Origin of the sequence: Rhodococcus sp. PAE-6, from assembly GCF_025290685.1 — a bacterium.
Classification (GTDB): Bacteria; Actinomycetota; Actinomycetes; order Mycobacteriales; family Mycobacteriaceae; genus Rhodococcus; species Rhodococcus pyridinivorans.
Genome location: NZ_JAOCLZ010000001.1, coordinates 908,544 through 932,478 on the forward strand (window position 1 = coordinate 908,544; position 23,935 = coordinate 932,478).

The following is a 23,935-nucleotide window of genomic DNA, read 5'->3' on the forward strand; positions in this document are numbered from 1 at the left end:
AACGACTCCGTCGCGCGGCACCGAACGACTCGGCCCCATGGCCGGGGCGGGCCCGGTCGTCGCTCCCGAGCCTGCCGCTACGCTGACCCACTGTGACTCTGCCGAATCCCCATCCCGATGCCCGTGCCGTCGTCACCGGAGCGTCCTCCGGCATCGGCGAGGCCCTCGCAACCGAACTCGCCACCCGCGGCCATTCGCTGATCCTGGTCGCCCGTCGCGGAGAGGTGATGGAGGTCCTCGCCGAGACCCTGCGCGCGAAGCACGGCGTGACCGTCGAGGTGCGCGCCTGCGATCTGTCGGACCGCGACGCACGGACACCACTCGCCGACGAACTCGGACGTAGGCGCATCAGCATCCTGTGCAACAACGCCGGTATCGCCACCTTCGGCGCGGTCGCCGAGCTCGACGCGGCCTACGAGCGGGCACAGGTCGAGCTCAACGCCGTCGCCGTCCACGACCTCACCCTCGCGGTGCTGCCGCAGATGGTCGAGCGGAACTCCGGCGCGATCCTCATGGTGGGTTCGGCCGCAGGCAACATGCCGATCCCGAATAACGCCACCTACGCCGCGACGAAGGCGTTCGTCAACACCTTCTCCGAGTCCCTGCGCGGTGAGCTCAAGGGCACCGGCGTGCATGTCACGCTGCTCGCCCCCGGCCCGGTGCGCACCGAGGAACCCGACCCGGCCGAGGCGTCGATCGTCGACAAGCTGGTCCCGGACTTCCTGTGGATCTCGAGCGAACACACCGCGAAGGTGTCGCTCGACGCGCTCGCCGCGAACCGGATGCGCATCGTGCCCGGTGTGATCAGCAAGGCCATGTCGGCTGCCGGTCAGTTCTCGCCGCGGTCCATCTCGGCCCCGATCGCCGGCGCGTTCTACAAGAAGCTCGGCGGCAGCTGACGGGCCACCGCCCAACGAATCGTTCCTTCACCGCCTTCGGCGGCGTCCTGTGCCGAATAGGCTCCGGCCGATCTCCCGGCCGGCTGCGGACGCCGCCGAGCGGATGAAGCTGCGCACGGCTGCGCTGCCGAGCACCTGCTCCACGACCGACGCCCCGGCATCGTCCGGCGCCTGCGACGGCATGTCCGGGATCGGTTCGATGTCGGTGGCCCCGACCACCGATGCGGTGAGCTTCTCGTAGGCCGATTCCCGGTCGATGGTGCGGCCGTACTTCCCGTAGAGGGGGTTCGCTTGCGCCGACGCACGCATCGCGCTCTCCCCCACTGTGCCCATCAGCGAGCGCGGCGGTCGCAGACGCGTCCAGGCGACGGGCGTGGGCGTGCCCAGTTCGGACAGGACCGTCACGATCGCCTCCCCGGTCGCCAGACCGGTCAGAGCGTCGGCGAGATCGTAGGCGTCGGTCTTCGGGAAGGTACGCACCACCTTCGCGAGCGCGGCCTCGTCCTCGGGGGTGAAGGCGCGCAACGCGTGCTGGATCCGCGCTCCCAGTTGTGAGAGCACGCTCCGGGAGATATCGGTGGGCGACTGCGTACAGAAGACCACACCGACGCCCTTGGACCGGATGAGCTTCACGGTCTGTTCGATCTGCTGCAGGAACGCCTTCGACGCATCGGTGAAGAGCAGATGCGCCTCGTGGAAGAAGAACACGAGCCGCGGCGTGTCGACGTCGCCGACCTCCGGTAGCGACTGGAACAGGTCGGCGAGCAACCACATCAGGAATGTCGAGAACAGCGCGGGTCGAGTGGCCTCGTCGCCGAACTCGAACAGGTTGATCGTGCCCTGACCGTCGATCACCCGCAGCAGGTCCTCGACCTCCAGTTCGGGTTCGCCGAAGAATCCGTCCCCACCCGCGTTCTCGAGGTTGACGACCGCGCGGAGGATGACCCCGGCGGTCGCGGGCGACACGGCACCGAGATCGTCGAGTGCACCGCGCCCTTCGTCGCTCGTCAGGTGGCGGATCACCTGCCGCAGGTCGGCGAGATCGAGCAGCGGCAGGCCGTTGCGGTCGGCCCAGTGGAAGATCAACCCGAGAGTCGACTCCTGAATGGCGTTGAGCCCCAGCACCTTCGAGAGCAGGATCGGCCCGAACGAGGTGACGGTGGCGCGGACGGGGATACCGACCCCGTCGGTACCGAGCGAGTAGAAGGCCACAGGGTGCCCCGTGGGCGTCCAGTCCTCGTCGCCGGTGTCGCCCGCGCGGTTGAGCACCGCATCGTCGGGCTCGCCGGCGGCCGACAGGCCCGACAGATCGGACTTCACGTCGGCCATCACCACCGGCACCCCCGCCGCCGACAGCTGTTCGGCCATGACCTGCAGCGTCTTGGTCTTGCCCGTGCCGGTCGCACCGGCGACCAGCGCGTGACGATTCAGAGTGGCGAGCGGGATGCGCACCGGCGCGTCGGGATCGGCGACGCCGTCGAGCACGACGGTGCCCAGTTCCAGCGCCTCGCCGATCACCTCGTACCCGGCCGCGATGGTCGCGGCGGTGATCTCCGGCTTGTCGGTCATGCTCGCCCCCTCCGGCCTCGACCTCGCCCATTGCGACGGTACCGGGCCGTCGAACCCACGGAAGAACCATTCTTATCGGATGCCGGAATTGTCGCATTACAGTGATTCCGATCACAACCGCAGCGGCACGGTTTCCCAGCTAGTACACCGCGTTGACCTGCACTTTCTCTACGAGAATCCGTTCCGTCGACGACGTGAGGATCGTTCGCAAAAACAACGACGTGTGCTAGCAACGAACTACGCGACATATTCCACGAACACAGGAGAAACACATTGACGCCCAAGATCGCCATTCTCGGAGCAGGTCCCAGTGGACTCGCACAGCTGCGCGCTTTCGAAGCAGCCCGAAAGGCCGGTCTGGAGCAGATCCCCGACATCGTCTGCTACGAGAAGCAGCCCGACTGGGGAGGAATGTGGAACTACACCTGGCGCACGGGACTCGACGAGCACGGTGAGCCCGTCCACGGGAGCATGTACCGCTACCTGTGGTCCAACGGCCCGAAGGAATGCCTCGAGTTCGCCGACTACTCCTTCGAGGAGCACTTCGGACGCCCCATCCCGTCGTACCCGCCGCGCGCCGTCCTGCTCGACTACATCATGGGTCGCGTCGAGAAGAGCGACGTGCGCAAGTACATCCGGTTCAACACTGCGGTGCGGTGGGTCGAGTGGTCCGACGAGACGCAGAAGTTCACCGTGACGGTGATGAACCACGACCGGGGCGCGCTGGAGTCCGACGAGTTCGACCACCTCGTCGTCGCCACCGGACACTTCTCCACCCCGCAGGTCCCCCACTTCGACGGTCTCGACCGGTTCCCGGGACGTGTGCTGCACGCCCACGACTTCCGCGACGCCCGCGAGTTCACCGGCAAGCGACTGCTGCTCGTCGGCAGCAGCTACTCGGCCGAGGACATCGGAACGCAATGCATCAAGTACGGCGCCGAACAGGTCACCTTCAGCTACCGCAGCGCACCGATGGGGCACCACTGGCCCGAGCAGTTCTCCGAGGTGCCGTTGCTCACCCATGTCGACGGCAAGGTCGCCCACTTCCGTGACGGCAGCACCCGCGTGGTCGACGCCATCGTGCTGTGCACGGGGTACAAACACCACTACCCGTTCCTGCCCGACGAACTCGCACTGCGCACCGACAACCGGCTCTACCCGCGCGACATCTACAAGGGCATCTTCTTCCAGCGCAACCCGAAGCTGATGTACCTCGGCGCACAGGACCAGTACTTCACGTTCAACATGTTCGACGCCCAAGCCTGGTACGCACGCGACTTCATGCTCGGCCGCGTCGACGTGCCCGACTTCGACACCCGCGAGCAGGACATCGACCACTGGCGGGCACGCGAGGAGAAGCTGTCGTCGCCGGTGGAGGAAATCGACTTCCAGGCCGCGTACATCCGCGATCTCGTCGACCGCACCGACTACCCCGAGTTCCACGTCGAACGCCAGGGGGAGGTGTTCAAGCAGTGGAAACAGGACAAGAAGCGCGACATCATGGGCTACCGCAACAACAGCTACCCCTCGACGCTCACCGGCACCGTCGCTCCGCCGCTGCCGGCACCGTGGATGGAGATCCTCGACGACTCCCCCGAGTCCTTCCTTCGGCACGACTTCACCGCCCCGGAAGTGAGCACAGTGGGCCGGACCCTCGACCGGCAGTACACCCCGGCGGCACGTCGTTCCACCCGTCCGGCGGCGCCGCGCACGGCCTCCGTGAAGGCGTGAGGGTGCCCGTTTCCTACCGGACCGTCGACGCCGCGCCTCATGGGTGCGGCGTCGGTGGATAGTCTGTCTGTCGTGCAGGACAAACTGGTATGGATCGACTGTGAGATGACGGGGCTGCGTCTCGGCAGCGACAAACTGATCGAGATCGCGGCTCTGGTCACCGACAGTGATCTCAACGTGCTCGGCGAGGGCGTGGACATCGTGATCCACGCCGATGACGACGCCCTCGCCGACATGCCGGAAGTCGTGCAGCAGATGCACGAGCGGTCCGGCCTCACCGAAGAGGTGCGCCGCTCGACGGTCAGCCTCGCCGAAGCGGAGAAGCAGGTCCTCGCGTACATCCGGGAGCACGTCACCGAGGCGGGCACGGCGCCGCTGGCCGGCAACTCCATCGCGACCGACCGCGCGTTCATCACCCGCGACATGCCCGAGCTCGACAACTACCTGCACTACCGCATGGTGGACGTCAGCTCGATCAAGGAGCTGTGCCGGCGCTGGTATCCGCGCATCTACTTCGGTCAGCCGGAGAAGGGCCTGTCGCACCGGGCACTAGCGGACATCAAGGAGTCGATCCGCGAACTGCGCTACTACCGGCGCACGGCCTTCGTGGCGCCTCCCGGCCCCACTCCGGCCGATCTTGCAGCCGTCGTGAAGGACCTGGGACCGGCCTGACCAGCCGATTCGTCTTTTTCGTCTTCGTCAGGCTAGTATCTGTACCGCAGGCGCAAGCCACCGAAAGGTTGCCGGCGAATGCAATGGTGAGTGTAGTTCAGTTGGTAGAGCACCAGGTTGTGATCCTGGCTGTCGCGGGTTCGAGTCCCGTCACTCACCCCGAAGAGAACCCCCGATCGGATTTCCGATCGGGGGTTTTCTCGTTCCCGGAAGAATCCTCACGCACAGCGGTTCCTCACGCGCAGGCCGGTCTATTCGAACGAGCGCGTCACGAAAGCGTCGACGTCGGCCCGGGAGCGCTCCACCGTCGTGTAGTGCCCGGCCATATAGACGCGGTAGTCGACGTCCGCCCCTGCGACCTTCATATCGGCGGCGAGCGCCGCGGACAGCGGCAACGGGACCATCACGTCGTGGATGCCGTGCGCGAGGAAGACCGGCCGGTCGTAGCCGTCCACCGGGGCGGCGAGATAATCGGCCAGCAGCGACGGCATCGGACCCTCGGCCAGCGGGCGCGCGAGCAGATCCCCGACCGGGATGTCGCGCACCGACTCCTCGAGATCGTCGTAGCAGAGCTCTTCGGCGCGATCGACGACCTCACGGCCGATCGGGGTCAGGTAGCTCTCGACGTCGGCCTCGGGGTAGGCGTCGCGCAGCCCGGCGAAGATGTACCCGCTGAAGCTGACGAGGCCCCACAGTCCAGGATCGGGGAAGCCCGGGACGCCGATCGTGAAGGCCCGTTCGAGGTTCGCCGGAGCACCCGTCGCGACCGTTCCGCGGAAGTCGAGTTCGGGAGCGCGGGAGGTCGCGATCGCAGCGGTGTGCAGCGCCGCGTGTCCTCCCTGCGACTGCCCCATCACGATCCAGCGCTCCGACAGCGGCGCCCCACCGTCGCGGGCGGCCCGGACGATGTCGACGATGCTGTTCGCGGCGCTGGGGCCGTCGAGATAACGGTGGAGACCCTCGGAGCCCAGACCCGGGAAGTCGGCCGAGACGACCGCGTACCCGGAATCGAGCCAGTGGTGCAGATAGGTCCGCTCGAGATCGGAACGCGGCGTGCGGGTCGTGAGCGCGCAGTCGTCGCCCACACCGGTCGTGCCGTGTGCCCACGCGATGACGGGCCAGCCACCCTCGGGGGCATCCCCCCCGGGCAGGAACAACGCGCCCGTGGCGACGGTCGGCTCCCCCGACCGCCACTCGGTGGCGTACTCGAGCTTGATGGCCGTCGCGGCACCGGGCACCGACAGTTCGTCGGGCAGCGGCAGCTGCGAGACCACCGAACCCGGTGCCGGAGCGGTCGACGACGCGACCGGCGAGGCCGCCGCCCCTGCCGGTGTCAGCGCCGCGAGCAGCACGGCACCGCAGAAGGCAGCGCTCCACCATCTCCCCCGAACGGCCATCGATCCCCCTTCACCCGTCACGCCGCAGCGTTGCCGGCTTTCCATGTCGACCACGGGATGTTCCAGTCACCGAGTCCGTCCGTTCCGGGGAGAGTGCCGCCCACGGTGTTGCGGACCACGACGATGTCGCCGCGCTTGGTGTTGTCGAAGATCCACTTGGCGTTGGCGGGGCTGAGGTTCAGGCAGCCGTGACTGACGTTGCGCACACCCTGGTCGCCGAGCGACCACGGGGCGGAGTGGAAGAAGATGCCGCTGTAGGACATCCGCGTCGCCCACTCGACCGGCGTGCGGTAACCCTGCGCCGAGTCGGAGGGGACGCCGTAGGTGGACGAGTCCATGATCATGGACTCGAACCGGTCGCCGATGATGTAGACGCCGTTGGGCGTGGGCGTGGAGTCCTTGCCGAAGGAGGTCGGCATCGTGATGACGTCGACGCCGTTGCGCGTGACAGTGACCTGCTTGGTCGCGTCGTCCGCCGTGATGACCACCGCATCGCCGATGGTGAAGGACGAGTGGACATCGGACTGACCGAAGAGGCCGTCGCCGAGATCCTTGCCGTAGACGTTCACATCGACGGTGATGGCGGTGCCGGGCACCCAGTAGTTCTCCGGTCGCCACCGCACCTCGCGGTTGTTGACCCAGTAGAAGGCGCCCTCGACGGGCGGGTTCGTGGTGACGGTGATGGCCGCCTCGGCCGCGAGCCGATCCGGGATGTTCTCGTCGAACTGCACGGCGATCGGCTGGCCGATACCCACGATCGAACCCTCACCGGGCAACACGTAGGGCTGGGTGAGATTGGCCGGCGACGAGGTGGTGAAGGCCGCCGTCGACGTGGTCGCGCCGCCGAGTCCGTACGCGACGGTCTCGAGCGTGTAGGAGCGGTTGTAGCCGAGCGGTGCGGTGTTCACCCAGGTGAGTCCGTCGTCGGCGAGTTCGCCCTGCACCGGCTCCCCTGCAGGGTTGAGCAGGGTCACCGAGTCGAGCTTGCCGTTGACCACCGAGACCGTCACCGGGTCGATCGGCGAGAAGCCGACCGATCCGTCGGCGACACTCGACGACACCGTCGGCTTGATCAGCGCCGCCACGGGATTGGAATCGATGGGCACTTCTTCGGCGCCCGTTCCCGAACCGCCGGCGCATCCCGTGACGAACGCAACAACGCCGACGACGACCACTCCGAGGATTCCCCGTACCCGACGACCCCGGGGGTTCCCCGCACTCGACTCCGTCACTTCCATACTCCGATCCCGCCTCCCCCAAGGCACCGAAAACGCACGTCACAACACCGAACACGATGATGCCAGCTTCTCTTGCGGCCGACCCGACGCGACTCCCCCGTACGTCGGTAACGTTCGAATGACAATCGCTCCGACCGTCCGATCCGTTACCTCCACAACCTTACAGAAACATTCTGACCAGCCGATTTGGCGCGTCGCGCGACGGTGTGTAATGTTCTTCTCGTTGCTGGGACGGCATCCCGGGAACACATCGTCAAGCGCCATTAGCTCAATTGGCAGAGCAGCTGACTCTTAATCAGCGGGTTCGGGGTTCGAGTCCCTGATGGCGCACAACACGAAGGCCGGACACCCAGTGTCCGGCCTTCGTTCTGGCGGTGACACCGTCCTCCGCGTCGCCCGGCGACGACCGGGAGACACATCGCCACGCGCCATTAGCTCAATTGGCAGAGCAGCTGACTCTTAATCAGCGGGTTCGGGGTTCGAGTCCCTGATGGCGCACAACACGAAGGCCGGACACCGGAAACGGTGTCCGGCCTTCGTCGTTCGCGGCGGTTCGGCCCCGGAACGAGGAACACCCACGCCGGGTCGGCGTGGGTGTTCCTGTGTGCAGCCGGGGATCAGCGCAGGATTCTGCGCAGTACCAGCAATCCGACGACCGTGCCGGCCGCGATCGCCGCGTACTTCTTCACCTGCGGCTGGTTCACCTTCGCGAGGATGGTCTGCTTCGTGCTTGCCACCAGATTCTTCGGGTTGGCGCGGACGCTCAGTTCGTCGAGTGTGCTCGCGAGCTGATTGCGGGCCTTCTCGATCTCCCGCTCGATGTCCTCGGTGTCCCTAGCCACGTGTCCTCCAGAAGGTCGCTGCAGTGTGCTGCGACCACGGTAATGGACGCGCGCCGGGAATGGCTGCACGGTCCACTACTGTCGCCTCCATGACCGAGAACAGCAGACTCGCCCCCGGTGATCCCGCACCCGATTTCACCCTTCCCGATGCCGACGGCAACGAGGTGTCGCTGTCGGATTATCGCGGACGCAAGGTCATCGTGTACTTCTACCCCGCCGCGAGCACCCCGGGATGCACGAAGCAGGCGTGCGACTTCCGCGACAGTCTCGCCGAGCTGAACGAGGCGGGCCTCGAGGTGATCGGCATCTCGCCCGACAAGCCTGCCAAGCTCGCGAAGTTCCGCGACGCCGAACAGCTGACCTTCCCGCTGCTGTCGGATCCCCAGAAGATCACCCTCCAGGCATGGGGTGCCTTCGGCGAGAAGAAGATGTACGGCAAGACCGTCACCGGCGTCATCCGCTCGACCTTCCTCGTCGACGAGGACGGGAAGATCGAGGTCGCGCAGTACAACGTCCGCGCGACCGGGCACGTGGCGAAGCTGCGCCGCGACCTGTCCGTCTGACGCCCGGGTGCCCGGCCGGCAGCGTTACCGCGGCGCCAGCGAGGTCAGCAGCAGCGCCTCGGCTACGGCGAGATTCTCGATCTCGGTGGGGTCGACGCTCTCGTTCGGCGCGTGGATGACGCAGCGCGGTTCCTCGACGCCGATCAGGGCGATCTCGGCCCGCGGCACGGCGCGGTGCAGCGCGGTGCACAGCGGGATCGATCCGCCCTGCCCGGCGGTCCCGACCTCCCGGCCGTAGGCGGCCTCGAGCGCCGCGCGCAGTGCGGCGTAACCCGGACCGTCCGTCGCCGCCCGGAAGGGTTCGCCGAGGACGTCGCGGTCGATGCGCAGATGCGCTCCCCACGGCACGTGGGCCTCGAGATGGGCAACGAGCGCGTCCTGGGCGGTGCGGGCGTCGATGCCGGGCGGCACGCGCAGGTTCAGGCGTGCGGACGCGCGTGGCACGACCGCGGCGGCCGATCCGACCATCGGCGGAGCGTCGATCCCGAGGACGGTCAGTGCCGGTCGCGCCCACACCGCGTCGGCGACGGTTCCGGAGGTGGGGAGCGAGACACCGTCGAGCACGCCCGCGTCGGCGCGGAAACGGTCTTCGGGATAGGGCACACCGTCCCAGGTCGCGGTGCAGTCCAGTCCGTCGACGACGGTGTTGCCGTGCTCGTCGCGCAGGGTGCCGAGCAGATGGATCAGCGCGGCCAGCGCGTCGGGGGCCGCTCCCCCGTACATCCCGGAGTGGATCTCGCCCTTCAGCGTCTCGATGTGGACGTCGACGTTCGCGATGCCCCGCAGCGTCGTGGTGAGGGTGGGCCGGCCCACCTCGGCGTTGCCGCTGTCGCCGATGACGATGAGATCGGCGTCGAACATCTCGGGTCGTTCGGCGACGAGGTGGTCGAGGCCGGCGCCGCCCATCTCCTCCGAGCCCTCGACGACGATGCGGACACCGACGGGCAGTGGGCCGTCCGCACACAGCGCCCGCAGTGCGAGCAGGTGCATGACGACGTTGCCCTTGCAGTCGGCGGCGCCGCGGCCGTACCAGCGGCCGTCCCGTTCGGTGAGCGTGAAGGGCTCGCTGCGCCAGAGTGATTCGTCGCCGGGCGGCTGAACGTCGTAGTGGCTGTAGAGCAGAACCGTCGGGGCGCCGTCGGGGGCGGGCGTGTGTCCGAGTACGGCGAGCGAGCCGTCGGCGGTTTCGATCGTCTCGACGCTCTCGATTCCCGCCTCGGTGAAGGCATCCCGCACCCAGTTCGCTGCACCGACGCATTCCTCCACCGGGAACTGGCGCGGATCCGCGACGGAACGGAACGCGACGAGCCGCGCGAGATCGTCGCGCGCAGCCGGCATCGCCTCCCGGATCCGCTCGCGGATGCGCTGCGTCGCGTCGGTGTCTGTCGCTGTCATGATCCGTCCTCCGCACGTCGGATGAGTACGTCGATTCCGTCCAGCAATCGTTCGAGACCGAAACGGAAGTCCTGCTCGTGCCATACTGCCTCGTCGTCGGCGTCGCTCCCGTCGGGGTCGAACGCGCCGCCCTCGACCGCCGCCAGCACCGAGGAGTACTTCTCGGGATCGAGGATGCGCCGCAACATCGCCGGGGTGTCGGACGGGTCGTCCGCGACATCGGTTCCGAGTTCCCACGAGAAGCGTGCGCGACCGATGGCGTAGAGCGAGATCATCATCACCACCTGCACCTTCGCAGGTTCGTCGAGTGGGGTGGCGGACAGCGCGCCGAGTCCCGCGTCGAGCCAGAGCAGGTTGTTGGGATAGTACGGCGCCGTGCGGATCGGGTACTGCGTCAGCCACTTGTGCGCGCGCAGACTCCGGTACTCGGCCATCGCCCATGCCTCGAGCCGTTCCCGCCAGTCGCCTCCGACCGGTAGCTCGGGGGGCGACCCGATGGCGCGGTCCCACGCGAGTTCGACGAGCTGGTCCTTGTTGCTCACGTAGCGGTACAGCGACATGGTGGTGAAACCCAGTTGCTTGGCCACCCGGCTCATCGAGAGCGCTTCGAGCCCTTCGGCGCCCGCCACCTCGATCGCCGCATCGAGGACTTGTTCGAGCGTGAGTCCCCGTCGCGGGCCCCGGGTGCCGGTATCGCTCAATCCCCATGCCAGCCGCACACTCTGCGGCAGCGGATCGTCGGGCTCGGGACTGCTCATGCTCCTCCAGATTTCGGGTCTTGCCGCCATCCTAAAACTGCGTACGCTATACACATCGGTATATTGCATACACAGTTAGTGAGATGTCATGACTCGTTCCGTTCCCGCCATCGACGTCCGGGGCCTACGCAAGTCGTTCGGCCCGACCACCGTTCTCGACGGCGTCGACCTCCGGGTCGACACCGGATCCGTCTTCGCACTGCTCGGCGCGAACGGCGCCGGCAAGTCCACCACCGTCCGCATCCTGACCACCCTGTTGCGCCCCGACGCGGGCACCGTCACCGTGGCCGGCCTGCCCCTCCCCGGCCGCGCCCACGCCGTGCGCGAGAACATCGCACTCACCGGCCAGTACGCCGCGATCGACGACGTCCTCACCGGCACGGAGAACCTCCGTCTCGCAGCGCGCCTCGCGCACCTGCCGTCGGCCGCGATTCCCGGTCGCGTCCGTGACCTGATCGAACGTTTCGACTTCGCGCACGTCGCCGACCGGCGCGCCGGCACGTACTCCGGCGGCACGATGCGACGCCTCGACATCGCCATGAGTCTCGTCGCGTCCCCGCAGGTGTTGTTCCTCGACGAACCCACGACCGGGCTCGACCCGCGCAGCCGCCTCGTGATGTGGGAGGCGATCCGCGAACTCGCCGACGACGGCGTCACCATCTTCCTGACCACCCAATACCTCGAGGAGGCCGACCGACTCGCCGACCGCATCGCCGTCCTCGACGGCGGGCGGATCGTCGCCGAGGGCACACCCGACGAACTCAAGTCGCTTGTGCGCGGCGGCTATCTCGAACTGCGCTTCTCCACCGACGCCGACCTCACCCATGCCGCGTCGGTGCTCGACGGCGAGATCGACCGGGCAGCACTGACACTGCAGGTCCACACCAAGGGCGATCTGCCCCACGTCGCCGCCCTGCTCGACCGCCTCGCCGCCGAGGCGGTCCCCGTCGAGAAGTTCGGGCTGCACTCCCCCACCCTCGACGACGTCTTCCTCACCCTCACCGGCTCCACCGACGAAACAAAGGTCGTCCGATGACACTCCTCGCGCACTCCACCCCGCTCCGCTTCGCCGCGCGCGACCACGCCGCCGTGACCGGCAGGAACCTACGGCGGATGCTCCGCAGCCCCGACGCGCTGCTGATGGGTCTCGCACTGCCGGTCCTGCTGCTCGTGTTGTTCGTCTACGTCTTCGGTGGCGCGATCGACACCGGCACCGACTATCTCAACTACGTCGTGCCCGGCATCGTGCTGTTGTCGGCGTCCTTCGGGGCGGCACAGACGGCCGTCGCGGTCGCCTCAGACATGCACCGCGGCATCGTCGACCGGTTCAGGTCCATGCCCATCGCCCGCTCCGCCGTGCTCACCGCGCACGTCGTCGCGAGTCTGGTCCGCAATCTCGCCAGCACCGTCGTGGTGTTCGTGGTGGCCGCACTCATGGGATTCCGGCCCGACGCCCACCTCGTCGAATGGGTGGCCGCCACCGGTGTCATCGCGTTGTTCGTCCTGGCGATCTCCGCCGTCTCGGCCGCGCTCGGGATGCTCGCGGGCAATGACGAGGCCGCGAGCGGGTTCACCTTCCTCCTGCTCTTCCTCCCCTACGTGAGCAGCGCGTTCGTCCCGCCCGAGACGATGCCCGGATGGCTGCGCGGTTTCGCCGAACACCAGCCGGTCACCCCGGTGATCGAGACCGTCCGGGGACTGCTCACCGGCACCGGGATCGGGTCGTCCGCGATCGTCGCGATCGGGTGGTGCGCGGCGTTCACCGCAATCGGCCTGGTCGCCGCCACAGCACTGTTCCGACAGCGGACCGCACGCTGACCTGTGGCTGCCCGGTTTGTGACACTCTGACTCACAACAAGTATTCGGGAAAGCACGGACGTCCGGCTAGCCTGGGCGCGTGGAGTCAGCAACGAACGGCCGCCGCGCCCCGCGCCGGATCGATCCGGCGCTCGAGGTTCAGGCCGAGCCCCAGGAGCTCGTGCCGCGTCGGCGGCCCACCCAGGAACGGAGCCGCCGCAAGTTCGACGCCCTGTTGGCCGCCTCGCGTGAACTGCTCACCGAGGTCGGCTTCGAGTCGTTCACCTGTGAGGAGGTCGCGTCCCGCGCCGACGTCCCCATCGGCACGCTCTACCAGTTCTTCGCCAACAAGTACGTGATCGTGTGCGAGCTCAACCGGCAGGACCTCGTCGGCGTCCAGAGCGAACTCGCCCAGTTCAACGGCAAGATCCCGTCCGTCGACTGGTTGCGCTTCCTCAACAGCTTCGTCGACCACCTCGCCGGACTGTGGACCACCGATCCGTCCCGCCGCGAGGTGTGGCTCGCGATGCAGTCCACCCCGTCCACCCGGGCCACCGGCGCCATCCACGAACGCGAGTTCGCCGAGCAGGTCGCGCGGATGCTGGCACCGCTCACCCCGGACACCCCGCGACCGCGCCGGAAGCTCATGGCCGAGGTGCTCGTCCACATCGTGTACTCGATGCTCAACTTCTCGGTGCAGGACGACCAGACCCACGCCGACGCCGTCGTCGAACTCAAGCGCATCATGGTCGCCTACCTGCAGATCGCCGAACAGGACTCACGCGCTCAGGCCAAGCGACGCCAACGCCGCGAGGAACGCGAGGAATCCGCACGCGGACAGGCCGGCCGGCAGGACACCGAAACGGATCAGGCCGAGGAAGCCAGCGCTCCCTCGGCCTGAGTCCCCACATCTACATACGCCGGCCGTCGACCTCGTCGAGGACGACGAACGCGCCGGCCATGTCACCGTCGTGGGTCAACGACACATGGATCCGGACGCCGGTCAGCTTCTCGGCGACCTGCCGGTGCAGCCGGATGCTCGGGCGACCCCACGCGTCCGAGACCACTTCGATCTGCTGATGGATCGTCTCCGGTAGCACCGGTGGGCTGCCGAACAGCGACGCCGACCACGCCTTGATCACCGCCTCCTTCGCCGCCCACCGGGCGGCGAAGTGCCGGGCGGGATCGGAGCTGCGGGTGTTCGCGTCGCGACGCTCACCCGGTGTGAAGTTCGCCAGCATCGTCGTTCCCGTCCGACTCAGCTGCTCCGCGAACTCCGGCACCGACACGAGGTCGAACCCGACACCCGCAACTCCCATCCCGAGACCCGTGCCTACTTGCAGCCGGGCAGACCGGAGCGGTACACGTCGTCCTCACCGAGGCGAGCCTCCGGCGAGAGCAGCATGTCCGCCTCGAGCTGACGCGTGGCCGAAGCCGGCACGTGATCGTCACCGAGACGACGATCCGCGGGCCGCTGGTAGAGCGACGCTCCACCGGTCATCGCGTCCACCAGGCGACGCTTGCCGGCGACGGTGCGCTCGGCCGCCTTCGCCAGGTAGACCTCCCGGCGCTCCGCCGGGATCGCCTCGACGAACGCCTGCGGATGGACCACCGCGATCAGACCCGACACGTGCCCGAAGCCGAGGCTCGTGAGCAGACCCGCCTTGAGCGGGAGCTGCTCGCCGAACCGGATCGGCGTGCGCGGCCACACCAGGTGCTCGAACTCCGCCATCTTCTCGTCGACACAGTCGAGGCTGCGGTTCGGCGGAACCACACCCTGCGCGAGGACCTGGCACAGGCCGATCAGCTGGAAGGCGGCGGCGCCACCCTTGGCGTGACCGGTCAGCGACTTCTGCGAGACCACGAACATCGGGTTGCCCTCGCTGCGGCCCAGCGCACCGGCCAGACGCTCGTGCAGCTCGGCCTCGTTCGGGTCGTTCGCGGCGGTCGAGGTGTCGTGCTTGGAAATCACCGCGATGTCGTCGGCCGTGAGACCGAGCTTGCGCAGTTCCTTCGCCAGACCCGACTCGCGTCCACCGCGACCCGCACCGAGCGCACCGATGCCGGGCGCCGGGATCGAGGTGTGCACACCGTCGGCGAACGATCCGGCCCAGGCGACCACACCGAGCACCGGCAGGCCCATCCCGAGCGCGACATCGCCGCGGGCGAGCAGGATCGTGCCGCCACCGGCCGACTCGACGAATCCACCGCGACGACGGTCGTTGGCTCGGGAGAAGCGACGATCGCTGATGCCCTTGGCCTGCATGTCCTCCGACTTGGCGGTCGCGGACATGTCACCGAAGCCGACGATGCCCTCGATACCGAGATCGTCGAAACCACCGGCGACGACCAGATCGGCCTTGCCGAGCTTGATCTTGTCCACGCCCTCCTCGACGGAGACCGCAGCCGTGGCGCACGCCGCGACCGGGTGCACCATCGCGCCGTAGCCACCGACGTACGACTGGACGACGTGCGCGGCGATGACGTTCGGCAGGGCCTCCTGCAGGATGTCGTTCGCCCGCGACTCGCCGAGCAACGTGTCGATGTACAGCGACCGCATCGAGGACATGCCACCCATGCCGGTGCCCTGCGTGTTGGCGACCATCGACGGGTGCACCCAGCGCAGCAGCTCGGACGGGGTGAAGCCACCGGTGAGGAAGGCATCGACCGTGGTGACGATGTTCCACAGACCCACCCGGTCCACCGAGTCCGCCATGTCGGCGGGGATGCCCCACTTGGTGACGTCGAAGCCGGTCGGGATCTGGCCACCGACCGTGCGGGTCAGCTTCGCCTTGCGCGGCACGCGGATCTCGGTGCCTGCCTTGCGGGTGACCGTCCAGTCGCCCGACTCGGCGTCGACCGACGCGACCGTGTTCTCCGGATCGGAGTCGACGAACGCGCGGGCCTCGGCCTCGGAACCGACGACGAAGGACAGGTCCTTGTCGAGGAAGACCGAGGTCAGCAGCGGAGCCGTGTTGTCGATCATCGCACCGTCGTCGCCGTAGCGGCGGATGCCGCAACGCTCGACCACCGCGTCGTGGTAGCGGTCGGCAATCTCCGCCTCGGGCACCAGCTCACCGGTCTCGGTGTCGTAGAAGCCCGGCTTGGGATCGTTCTCCCAGCCGATCAGGCCCGTGACCCACGCCAGCTCGAGCACACCGGCGGCCGACAGTTCCTCGTCGACCTCCATCTCGAAGCGGGTGCGAGCGGAGCCGTAGGGGCCGAGCTCGCCGGCACCGACGATGACGACCGTGTCGGCGAGGTCGGCGGTGACCGTGCCCCACTCGGGGGTCGGCAGCTCCTCGGCGCGCGGAGGCTCGGGCAGCGCCGCGATGGTCGCGGTGCCGTCCTCGTCGGCCTCGACGGCGTCGGCCGCCTCCTGCGCCTGCTTCGCGAGCGCCGGCAGGTCGACGTCCACCTCGGACAGTCCACCGGTCAGGTCCGCGACGAGCGGAGCCTCGGCAGCGAGACGCGTGGCCTCCGGTCCGACCAGCTTCAGCAGCTCGTCGGCCATCTCGTCCGTCGACCAGGTGCGGACACCGGCAGCCTCGACAGCCTCGACCAGCGGGTCGTTGCCGCCCATCAGGCCCGTGCCGCGCACCCAGCCGATGAGGGCGTGGGCGAGGGTGACGCGCTCGGCCCAGGTGCGCTCGGCGCTCCAGCGGTTGATGACCGCGTCGAGTGCGGCCTTGGCCTCACCGTAGGCACCGTCGCCACCGAACTTGCCGCGGTTCGGCGAACCGGGCAGCACGACGTGCAGGTGGGTGTCGACGTCGCGGTCGTACCCGATCTTCGACAGTCCGGCGATCAGTCGCTCGACCGACCACAGCAGCACCCGCATCTCCATCTCGGCCCGCGCACCGGCGTCGGCGAGCGAGCCCGCCACGCGCGGCGCGGCGAACGGGAAGAGCAGCGTCGGGGTGAGCGCGTCCTTGATGAGCTTCTTCGCACCACCCGCGACCTCGACGGTCTCGGTGCCGATCCACTCGATCAGGGCGTCGACGTCGCTGTAGGACGCCATGTTCGCGGGAACCACCCACAGCGCGGCGCCGGCACGAGCGTTGCGTGCGTACAGCTCCTTGTAGAAGCCCAGGCGGCTGTCGTTCAGCGAGGACGTGGTGACGACGACCGTCGCACCGCCGGCGAGCAGCTTCGCGGCGACGGCTGCGCCGATACCGCCCTTGCTGGCGCCGGTGACCACGGCGACCTCGTCCGCGTACTCGGCACCCTCGGTGACGACGGCGGTCTCGGCGATCGCCGCGTAGGTCTGCGCGAGCTCCGTACGGCCGGCCTCGGTGGCCTTGCGGCCCCAGAACTCGGCGTGCGCAGCCACGGTCCGACCCGCACCGATGAAGCGTTCGACGTCGAAGCTGTTCGAATCCCCCGTCGCTCCGCTCGCCCCTTCCCCGAGCCAGACGCGGGCCAGGTCCTCACGGGCGGTGGCCCAGCGGTCGTCGATCAGGACGGCCTTGCGCTCGTCGAAGGCAGGAGCGACCAGACGCGGCCAGTCGGAGCCGAGCTCCGCGGAGACCAGGTCGACGAGTTCGTCGTCGGCCTTGTCGGCCAGGCCCGAGACCTGCTCGGTGTGGCCGAGCTGCTCGAGCACGAGACGTGCGGCACTGGCGAGAACCCCGTCGCGGCCGGTGATCTGCTCGGCGAACTCGCCGAGGGCAGCGGCGTCGACCGTCGCTCCCCCGCCGCCACCGGCGGACGGCATCGACACGGCGATTCCGCGACGCGAGGCCACCGACTGCACGGCGGCGTCGATCAGCTTGTCGACCGAAGCGGCATCCGCGAGGGCACCATCGGTCAGGCCCCCCAGGTCGCCGCCGCGGACGGACGAACCGTCGCGGCTGCCGAGAGCAGCTTCGGCGGTGACGTGCGACGCCCAGCCCTCGCCCAGACCCCACACCTTGGCGACGCGGTCGGCGACGTAGGCGGGACGCTTGCCCGACGGACCGAACACCTTGCGTAGGTGATCGTTGATCGAGTCCGACAGCACCGGGCCGAAGGGGCGGTAGGTGCGGGCGAGACGGTCGACCGTGCCGGCGAGGGCACCCATGTCGGCGTCGGCGGCACCGTCGATCGCGCCGAGCGAGAGCTCGGAACCGAGGTCGACGAGCAGCTGGTTGCGGCGCGAGGACACGCCGTCGCACAGCGCCTCGATAGTGTCGGCGGGGCCGATCTGATCCGGGCGCAGCTTCGTCCACAGGGCGATGAGCACCTTGGTGGCGTCGGCGGCCTTGAACGCGATGTCGTCCGGGGTCGGGCCACCGGCCGGCGCAGCGGGAGCCGCGGCGGGTGTCGGGGCCGCAGCAGCGGCGGGAGCGGACTCGGCAGCCGGTGCGACCGGCTCGTCGTCCTCGACCGGAGCCGGGTCGGTGTCGGTCGAGTACACGATCGACGCCTCGCGCTCGATGTTGAGCACCTCGACGGGCTGACCGAAACGACCGGGCAGCTTCAGCGTCTGCGACGCGAGGTTCGCGACGGTGGGCGCGCCACCGAGGCCGACCTCGACGAACCGCTCGACACCGAGACCACCGTCGGTCTCGTCGGCGAACAGCAGATCCTGGGTCTCGATCCAGCGCACCGGCGACGCGAACTGCCAGGCCAGCAACTCGGCGAGCACCACGCGAGTGAGCTCGACCGGCTTGGCCGACCAGCTGTCGAAGTCCGCGAGGACGTCGGCGAGCGGCTGCGACGGCACCAGGTCGGCGATCTCCTGGATGAACTCGCGACCCAGGTTGAACGGCTTGGGCACGAGGTTCGGGATGTACCGGCCGATGAGGATGTTCGGGTCGATCTCCTGCGGCAGCAGGGCGAGCAGACGCTCGCGGAAGTCGTCGACACCGCCGCGCAGCACGGTCGAGTGGAAAGGCACGTCGATGCCCGGGACGAGGATGAACGCGCGCTTGCCACCGAACTCGGCGACCTTGCGCTCGATCACGGATTCGAGGGCTTCGAGGCCGGCGACCGTGCCGGCGATCGCGTACTGCGATCCGCGCAGGTTGAGGTTGACGATCTCGAGGAATTCCCCGGTCTCCTCGGCGACACCGGCGACGAAGGCCTGCAGGTCGGCATCGTCCACACCGAACTGCGACGGCCGGATCGCGGCCATGCGGTAGTTCGAGCGGCCCTGCTCGTCGCGCGGCACGAGAGCGTGCATCGCGGAGCCACGCTGGAAGACGACCTCGAGGACGGCCTCGAGCGGCAGCACACCGGCGACGGCGGCGAGCGCGTTGTACTCGCCCACCGAGTGACCGGCCAGGAAGGCGTCGTCGACGAACGCGCCGGCCTCCTTCAGCTCGGCGATCTGCGCGACACCGAGGGTCGCCATCGCGACCTGCGTGAACTGGGTCAGGTGCAGCACGCCGTCGGGATGCTTGTGGGTGACACCGCGGGCCTTGAGGACCGTCGGGTTGTCGCGGACCACGGCCAGGATCGAGAAGCCGAGGGCCTCGCGGGTGTGCTTGTCGGCGCGCTCCCAGATCTCGCGGGCGGCCTTCGAGCGGGCACGGGCGTCGAGGCCCATGCCGGGACGCTGGATGCCCTGGCCCGGGAACGCGTAGACGGTCTTCGGCGCGGCGATACGGCCGGTCGCGACCATCACCAGATCACCGTCGACGCGGCAGCCGACCTCGACGACCTCGGCACCACCGTCGGTGGCGATGCGGTCGACGCGCACGTCGATCTTCGCACCCGGACGGACCATGCCCAGGAAGCGGGTGGTCCATGCCGTCAGGCGACGGACCGGCAGCTTCGCGTCCTGCTCGATCGCGGTGACGACCTGCTGGGCCGCGGCCGACAGCCACATGCCGTGGACGATCGGGCTTCCGAGACCGGCGAGCAGCGCGGCGTTGTCGGAGGTGTGGATCGGGTTGTGGTCGCCGGAGACCTTCGCGAAGGCGCTCATGTCGGTCGGCGCGACGATCACGGCATCGCGGCGGCGACGACGCGGCGTGTCGGTGACGGCCTCGGTGAGAGCGCCACCGGCGCGAACCGGATCGGAGAGATCGGCGGTGCCGGTGCGGCCGCGGATCGCGAACCGCTCGGCCAGGGTGGCGACCACCCGGTCGCCCGAGCCGTCACCGCTGTCGGCGGTGATGACCACGTCGACCTCGACGACGCGACCCAGGTCGGTGTCGGAGACACCGGTGACCTCGGCCTTGACGCCCAGGAAGGCGGGATCGGTCGGCAGACCGTTCTTGACGTCGATCGCGTGGTCCAGGTGGACCAGGTCGAGCATGCCCTCGATGACCGACAGGTCGGTCTCGGTGCGGGCGGCGCCCAGCGCGGCGAAGACGGCCGGCCAGCAGGCACCCACGAGCACGTCGGGCACACCGTTGCCGCTCGGCGTCAGGTTCGCGGGCAGACCCGAACCGGTGACGCCGGCGTGGTCGGCGATCTTCTCCGGCAGCCAGCCGAGAGTGATACGGGCAGCGCCCTTCCTGACCTCGGGCAGTTCCTGACCGGCGGCGACACCGAGCAGAGCGGACATCGACGCATCGGCGTCGGCCTCGGTGACGACAGGCGCGCCACCGGAGACGACCGAGGCGGGCACGGTCAGGCGGATCTCGACGGCCTTGTCGCGCACCAGCGGAACCCGCAGGCCGACGTGCTCGTCGTCGAGGATCGTCAGGGTCGCACCCGTCGGGGCGTGCGAAGCAGCGGTCTCCGACTCGACGGTCCACTCGTCCAGATCACCGAGACGGTGGATCGGGTTGCGGGTCTGGCGACCCGCCCACGAGACGTCCGGCGAGGACAGCACGGCGTCGAGCAGACCCGGCGCGATGTCGCGGTGACGACGCGCGGCGAGCTCCACCGGCTCCGCGCCCTCGGCGACGAGCTCGTCGGCCGTGGCCTTCTCGAAACGGTCGAGGAGTTCACCGACCGGCTCGTCGACACGGGTGATGCCGGCAACGGCGACGGTGCCGGGGATCACGCACACCTGGTCGGCGGAGTAACGCGGATCGTGGGCCTGCCACAGCGAATCCGAACGCCACCAGCGACGCACGTCCTGGTCGACGACCGGAACGAAGTTGACGGGCTTGCCGGGGGTGCGGCACAGCGACACGAAGAACGGCACGTCGGCGGGATGCAGCACGACGTCACCCGCGTCGGGATACTGCGCGAGCAGCGACTTGATCGCGGCGTACGGGCGCTCGAGCACCGCGTCGTCGTCGAACAGCGTCGGGATCGGGCCCCGGCAGACGGGATGCAGGCGGGCCTCGGCGCGCTGCAGCATGTCGCGGAAACGCTCACGCCACGACACGTCCAGCCACGGGCTGGTGTGCGCCTCGGCGAGGACATCGCCGAGATCGCTGCCGCAGTCGAACTCGGCGCCGTTGTCCGCACCGACCGCCAGCTCGAGGTAGCGCTCGAGCCACTGCAGGTAGGTCATGGTGTCGAGGTCGCCGAAGTACGGCTTCGCCGTTCCGTTCAGCGCATCGACGATCTCGGCTCGGCGCGCGGCCACGGCGTCGGCATCACCGGCGACCTCGTCGAGGAGGCGACCCGTGCGCGATGCGGCGTTGTCGATCTCGTGGATGTCGGCGCCGAGCTGGCTGCGACCGGAGGCCATACCGCCGGTCGCGGTGCCGGCGGCGACCCAGTCGGGGGTGCCGGGGGTGTCGACGAGCAGCTGCTTGACCTCGGGAGCCGTGGTGGCCTCGAGAGTCGCCATCGCGGCGGTACCGACGAGGATGCCGTCGAGCGGCATGGCCGGGAAGCCGTAGACGGTCGACCAGCGACCGGTCAGGTACTCGGCAGCCTTCTCCGGCGTGCCGATCCCACCGCCGACGCACAGCACCAAGTTCGGGCGCGTGCGCAGCTCGGCGTAGGTGTCGAGGAGCAGATCGTCGAGGTCCTCCCACGAATGGTGACCACCGGCGCGGCCGCCCTCGATGTGGGCGATGACCGGATAGTCCGGGACCTCGTTGGCGATACGGATCACCGAACGGATCTGCGCCACCGTGCCCGGCTTGAAGGCGACGTGCTCGATGCCGGCCTCACGCAGGTCGGAGATGATCTGCACGGCCTCGTCGAGCTCCGGGATACCGGCGGTGACGACGACACCGTCGAAGGGCGCACCGGCCGCGCGGGCCTTGGGTACGAGGCGCTTGCCGCCGACGTGCAGCTTCCACAGGTAGGGGTCCAGGAACATCGAGTTGAACTGGACGGCGCGGCCCGGCTCGAGCAGCTCGGTGAGCTCGGCGACGTGGTCGGCGAAGATCTGCTCGGTGACCTGACCGCCACCGGCGAGCTCGGCCCAGTGACCGGCGTTCGCGGCCGCGGCGACGATCTTCGGATCGACGGTGGTGGGCGTCATGCCCGCGAGCAGGATCGGCGAGCGGCCCGTCAGGCGGGTGAAGGCCGTCTCGACGGCGATGCGGCCGTCGGGCAGCGCGACCGGCTTCGGAGCGAACTCCGACCAGGCACGCGGAACCTCCGGCTCGGCGCCCGGGGTGAGGAGATTGCGCTGGCCACCGCGGGTCGCGGCGGCGATGATGCCGACGCCCTGACCGCGCAGGCCCGAGCTGGTCATGCGAGTGAGGAGCTCACCCGGGCCGAGGTCGAGGATCCACGAGGCACCGCACGCGACGGCGGAGTCGACCTGCTCGACCCAGTCGATCGGGGCGACGAGGATGGCCTGCGCGAGGCTGCGCGCGAGCTCGGAGTCGAGCTCGCAGCGGGCGGCCCAGTCGGCGACCTGCTCCACGGCATCCGCGAAGGCGGGGTGATGGAAGCCGACCTCGGCCGCGACGGGCTCGAAGGTCGGGGAGAACACGGCGCCACCGCGCTTCTTGGCCTCGCGCTCACGGGTCTCCGCGGCGGAGATCTGCTCGCAGCGTTGCTGCACGCGCTCGAGAGCGGCGGGCGGGCCCGACAGCACGACGCGACGACGGGCGTTGCGGATCGCGACGACGGCGCTGCGCTCGGGGTCCTGGCCCTCGAAGACCTCGGCGACGATCGCGCGCAGGCGCTCGGGGTCGACGTTGGCGACGGCGAGCATCGGGTACTTGCCGGCGCCGGAGATCAGGCCGCGGCGGCGACCGACGAGGGTCGCGGCGGCACCGATGAGCTGGGCGATCGCGAGGATTTCGGCGTCCTTGCGGCCGGCGGCGCCGACGGACTCGACGGCGAGGACGCCCTGCGAGTGGCCGATGACCGCGCTCGGTGCGACGGAGTCGACGTCGAGGCCCTGGTTCGCGAGCGCGCGCAGCGCGGCGACCTGGGTGAGGAAGACGCCGGGCAGCGACACGGCGGCAGAGGTGAGAGCTGCTTCGGAGGGGCCGGCGGGCGCGTCGTCCTCGTCGGCGAGTTCGGCCTCGAGGATCCACGCGACGGGGTCGAAGCCCGTCGGGCGGACCACGACGAGGTCGCTCGCGACCGGGGCGAGGTGCGCGGTGGCGCGGTTGACCAGGTCGGTGAGGACCGGTTCGAGTCCGTTGTCGCGGCTGAGCTCCTCGAGCGAGGTGAGCCAGGGAGCGCCCTGGCCGCCGAAGGCGAGCGCGTAGGGCTCACCCGCGAGGAGCTTGTCGACCAGGGCACGGGCCGGAGCGGCTGCCGTGGACCGATCGGTGGTGCGTCGTGATGCCTTCGAGTTCCGTCCGTTGTCGCCTGGTGTGGTCTCGTCGATCGTCACGCGTGTGGTTCCTCTCCTGAACACCCCGGCGTCGAGGCTTCGTGTGTCAGCGCTGCGCGCCGGTGTGCTGCTGGACTAGTGGTCCGCTGTTCGGGCACGCCCAGGTTCGCACAAAATCATGAGGGGTTCCTCATGTTTTGTTTCCCGCAGTTTGCCCGGCACCTCTCCCACCAGTGATTTCGCTCACATGCTTCCTCGAAGGTAACTGGTCGGTAACCCGAATCGCTCCTGGCTGCGTCGATGCGTGGACGTCCACGAACCCGAGGAATCCCTCACGTTTTTCGTTATCAAATCGTTACCTATTGACGGGCGTCGCGGATCGTGCATCGCAAGATCGAAAACGTGTCGGCGCCCGCGGTTAGCCTTCGGCCGGATCGAACAGACATTCGAGATGGGGGCGAGATGGGGAAGCGGATCGAGTACACGAGG

General features: G+C 68.8%; 15 protein-coding genes and 3 tRNA genes. 10 read left to right on the plus strand and 8 right to left on the minus strand.

Features of this window, described 5'->3' with window-relative positions:
• Nucleotides 1–92 precede the first annotated feature (92 nt).
• The gene (gene cmrA / locus NVV99_RS04200; protein ID WP_006554373.1) at nt 93–899 is read left to right on the plus strand and encodes a mycolate reductase; all 807 of its coding nucleotides are present in this window, start codon (nt 93–95) and stop codon (nt 897–899) included.
• A gap of 27 nt (nt 900–926) precedes the next feature.
• Here the strand turns inward: cmrA and NVV99_RS04205 are convergent, their stop codons facing one another.
• Complete coding sequence (locus tag NVV99_RS04205; protein ID WP_024100535.1) at nt 927–2,468, minus strand: helicase HerA-like domain-containing protein; 1,542 nt, start codon at nt 2,466–2,468, stop codon at nt 927–929.
• A 273-nt stretch (nt 2,469–2,741) separates the two neighbouring features.
• Here NVV99_RS04205 and NVV99_RS04210 point away from each other — a divergent pair, with 273 nt between their 5' ends.
• The 3 genes from NVV99_RS04210 (at nt 2,742) to NVV99_RS04220 (ending at nt 5,030) form a co-directional block, all read left to right on the plus strand.
• Nucleotides 2,742–4,199 carry an NAD(P)/FAD-dependent oxidoreductase gene (locus NVV99_RS04210; protein WP_024100534.1) on the plus strand — a complete coding sequence of 486 codons (1,458 nt, stop codon included), beginning with the start codon at nt 2,742–2,744 and terminating at the stop codon, nt 4,197–4,199.
• A gap of 72 nt (nt 4,200–4,271) precedes the next feature.
• A complete protein-coding gene (gene orn / locus NVV99_RS04215; protein ID WP_024100533.1) occupies nt 4,272–4,871 on the plus strand; it encodes an oligoribonuclease in 600 nt (199 codons plus the stop codon).
• An 86-nt stretch (nt 4,872–4,957) separates the two neighbouring features.
• A tRNA-His gene (locus NVV99_RS04220) sits at nt 4,958–5,030 on the plus strand.
• A gap of 92 nt (nt 5,031–5,122) precedes the next feature.
• Here NVV99_RS04220 and NVV99_RS04225 read toward each other — a convergent pair.
• Nucleotides 5,123–6,268, minus strand: coding sequence for a lipase family protein (locus tag NVV99_RS04225; protein WP_024100532.1), 1,146 nt, complete (start codon nt 6,266–6,268; stop codon nt 5,123–5,125).
• A gap of 17 nt (nt 6,269–6,285) precedes the next feature.
• A complete protein-coding gene (locus NVV99_RS04230; protein WP_024100531.1) occupies nt 6,286–7,443 on the minus strand; it encodes an Ig-like domain-containing protein in 1,158 nt (385 codons plus the stop codon).
• 320 nt (nt 7,444–7,763) lie between these two features.
• On the opposite strand from NVV99_RS04230, the gene NVV99_RS04235 reads away from it, so the two are divergent.
• Nucleotides 7,764–7,836: transfer RNA gene (locus NVV99_RS04235), tRNA-Lys, on the plus strand.
• 95 nt (nt 7,837–7,931) lie between these two features.
• Nucleotides 7,932–8,004: transfer RNA gene (locus NVV99_RS04240), tRNA-Lys, on the plus strand.
• A gap of 119 nt (nt 8,005–8,123) precedes the next feature.
• Here NVV99_RS04240 and NVV99_RS04245 read toward each other — a convergent pair.
• Nucleotides 8,124–8,348: a DUF3618 domain-containing protein gene (locus NVV99_RS04245; protein ID WP_006554762.1), complete on the minus strand. Its 225-nt coding sequence runs from the start codon at nt 8,346–8,348 to the stop codon at nt 8,124–8,126.
• An 89-nt stretch (nt 8,349–8,437) separates the two neighbouring features.
• Here NVV99_RS04245 and bcp point away from each other — a divergent pair, with 89 nt between their 5' ends.
• Nucleotides 8,438–8,911, plus strand: a complete 474-nt coding sequence (bcp, locus tag NVV99_RS04250; protein ID WP_024100530.1) for a thioredoxin-dependent thiol peroxidase — start codon at nt 8,438–8,440, stop codon at nt 8,909–8,911.
• 24 nt (nt 8,912–8,935) lie between these two features.
• Here the strand turns inward: bcp and NVV99_RS04255 are convergent, their stop codons facing one another.
• A complete protein-coding gene (locus NVV99_RS04255; protein ID WP_024100529.1) occupies nt 8,936–10,306 on the minus strand; it encodes a dipeptidase in 1,371 nt (456 codons plus the stop codon).
• The gene (locus NVV99_RS04260; protein WP_024100528.1) at nt 10,303–11,064 is read right to left on the minus strand and encodes a TetR/AcrR family transcriptional regulator; all 762 of its coding nucleotides are present in this window, start codon (nt 11,062–11,064) and stop codon (nt 10,303–10,305) included. Before NVV99_RS04260 ends, NVV99_RS04255 begins: the two co-directional genes overlap by 4 nt.
• A gap of 88 nt (nt 11,065–11,152) precedes the next feature.
• On the opposite strand from NVV99_RS04260, the gene NVV99_RS04265 reads away from it, so the two are divergent.
• The 3 genes from NVV99_RS04265 (at nt 11,153) to NVV99_RS04275 (ending at nt 13,762) form a co-directional block, all read left to right on the plus strand.
• Entirely contained in the window at nt 11,153–12,100 is a 948-nt protein-coding gene (locus NVV99_RS04265) for an ATP-binding cassette domain-containing protein (RefSeq protein ID WP_019288999.1), read from the plus strand.
• Nucleotides 12,097–12,882, plus strand: coding sequence for an ABC transporter permease (locus NVV99_RS04270; protein WP_024100527.1), 786 nt, complete (start codon nt 12,097–12,099; stop codon nt 12,880–12,882). The genes NVV99_RS04265 and NVV99_RS04270 overlap by 4 nt, the downstream gene beginning before the upstream one ends.
• Before the next feature lie 118 nt (nt 12,883–13,000).
• On the plus strand, nt 13,001–13,762 hold the full coding sequence (locus NVV99_RS04275) for a TetR/AcrR family transcriptional regulator (protein WP_306669319.1): 762 nt from the start codon (nt 13,001–13,003) through the stop codon (nt 13,760–13,762).
• Nucleotides 13,763–13,772: 10 nt separating this feature from the next.
• Here the strand turns inward: NVV99_RS04275 and NVV99_RS04280 are convergent, their stop codons facing one another.
• Nucleotides 13,773–14,180, minus strand: a complete 408-nt coding sequence (locus NVV99_RS04280) for a holo-ACP synthase (protein ID WP_024100526.1) — start codon at nt 14,178–14,180, stop codon at nt 13,773–13,775.
• Nucleotides 14,181–14,194: 14 nt separating this feature from the next.
• Nucleotides 14,195–23,506, minus strand: coding sequence for a type I polyketide synthase (locus NVV99_RS04285; protein WP_024100525.1), 9,312 nt, complete (start codon nt 23,504–23,506; stop codon nt 14,195–14,197).
• Nucleotides 23,507–23,935: the final 429 nt, after the last annotated feature.

Excerpts from the sequence above, each read along its gene's own strand:
- bcp (WP_024100530.1), top strand. The coding sequence starts at position 8,438 with ATGACCGAGAACAGCAGACTCGCCCCCGGTGATCCCGCACCCGATTTC.
- NVV99_RS04280 (WP_024100526.1), bottom strand. The coding sequence starts at position 14,180 with ATGGGAGTTGCGGGTGTCGGGTTCGACCTCGTGTCGGTGCCGGAGTTC.
- NVV99_RS04225 (WP_024100532.1), bottom strand. The coding sequence starts at position 6,268 with ATGGCCGTTCGGGGGAGATGGTGGAGCGCTGCCTTCTGCGGTGCCGTG.
- NVV99_RS04260 (WP_024100528.1), bottom strand. The coding sequence starts at position 11,064 with ATGAGCAGTCCCGAGCCCGACGATCCGCTGCCGCAGAGTGTGCGGCTG.
- NVV99_RS04205 (WP_024100535.1), bottom strand. The coding sequence starts at position 2,468 with ATGACCGACAAGCCGGAGATCACCGCCGCGACCATCGCGGCCGGGTAC.
- NVV99_RS04270 (WP_024100527.1), top strand. The coding sequence starts at position 12,097 with ATGACACTCCTCGCGCACTCCACCCCGCTCCGCTTCGCCGCGCGCGAC.
- NVV99_RS04255 (WP_024100529.1), bottom strand. The coding sequence starts at position 10,306 with ATGACAGCGACAGACACCGACGCGACGCAGCGCATCCGCGAGCGGATC.
- NVV99_RS04265 (WP_019288999.1), top strand. The coding sequence starts at position 11,153 with ATGACTCGTTCCGTTCCCGCCATCGACGTCCGGGGCCTACGCAAGTCG.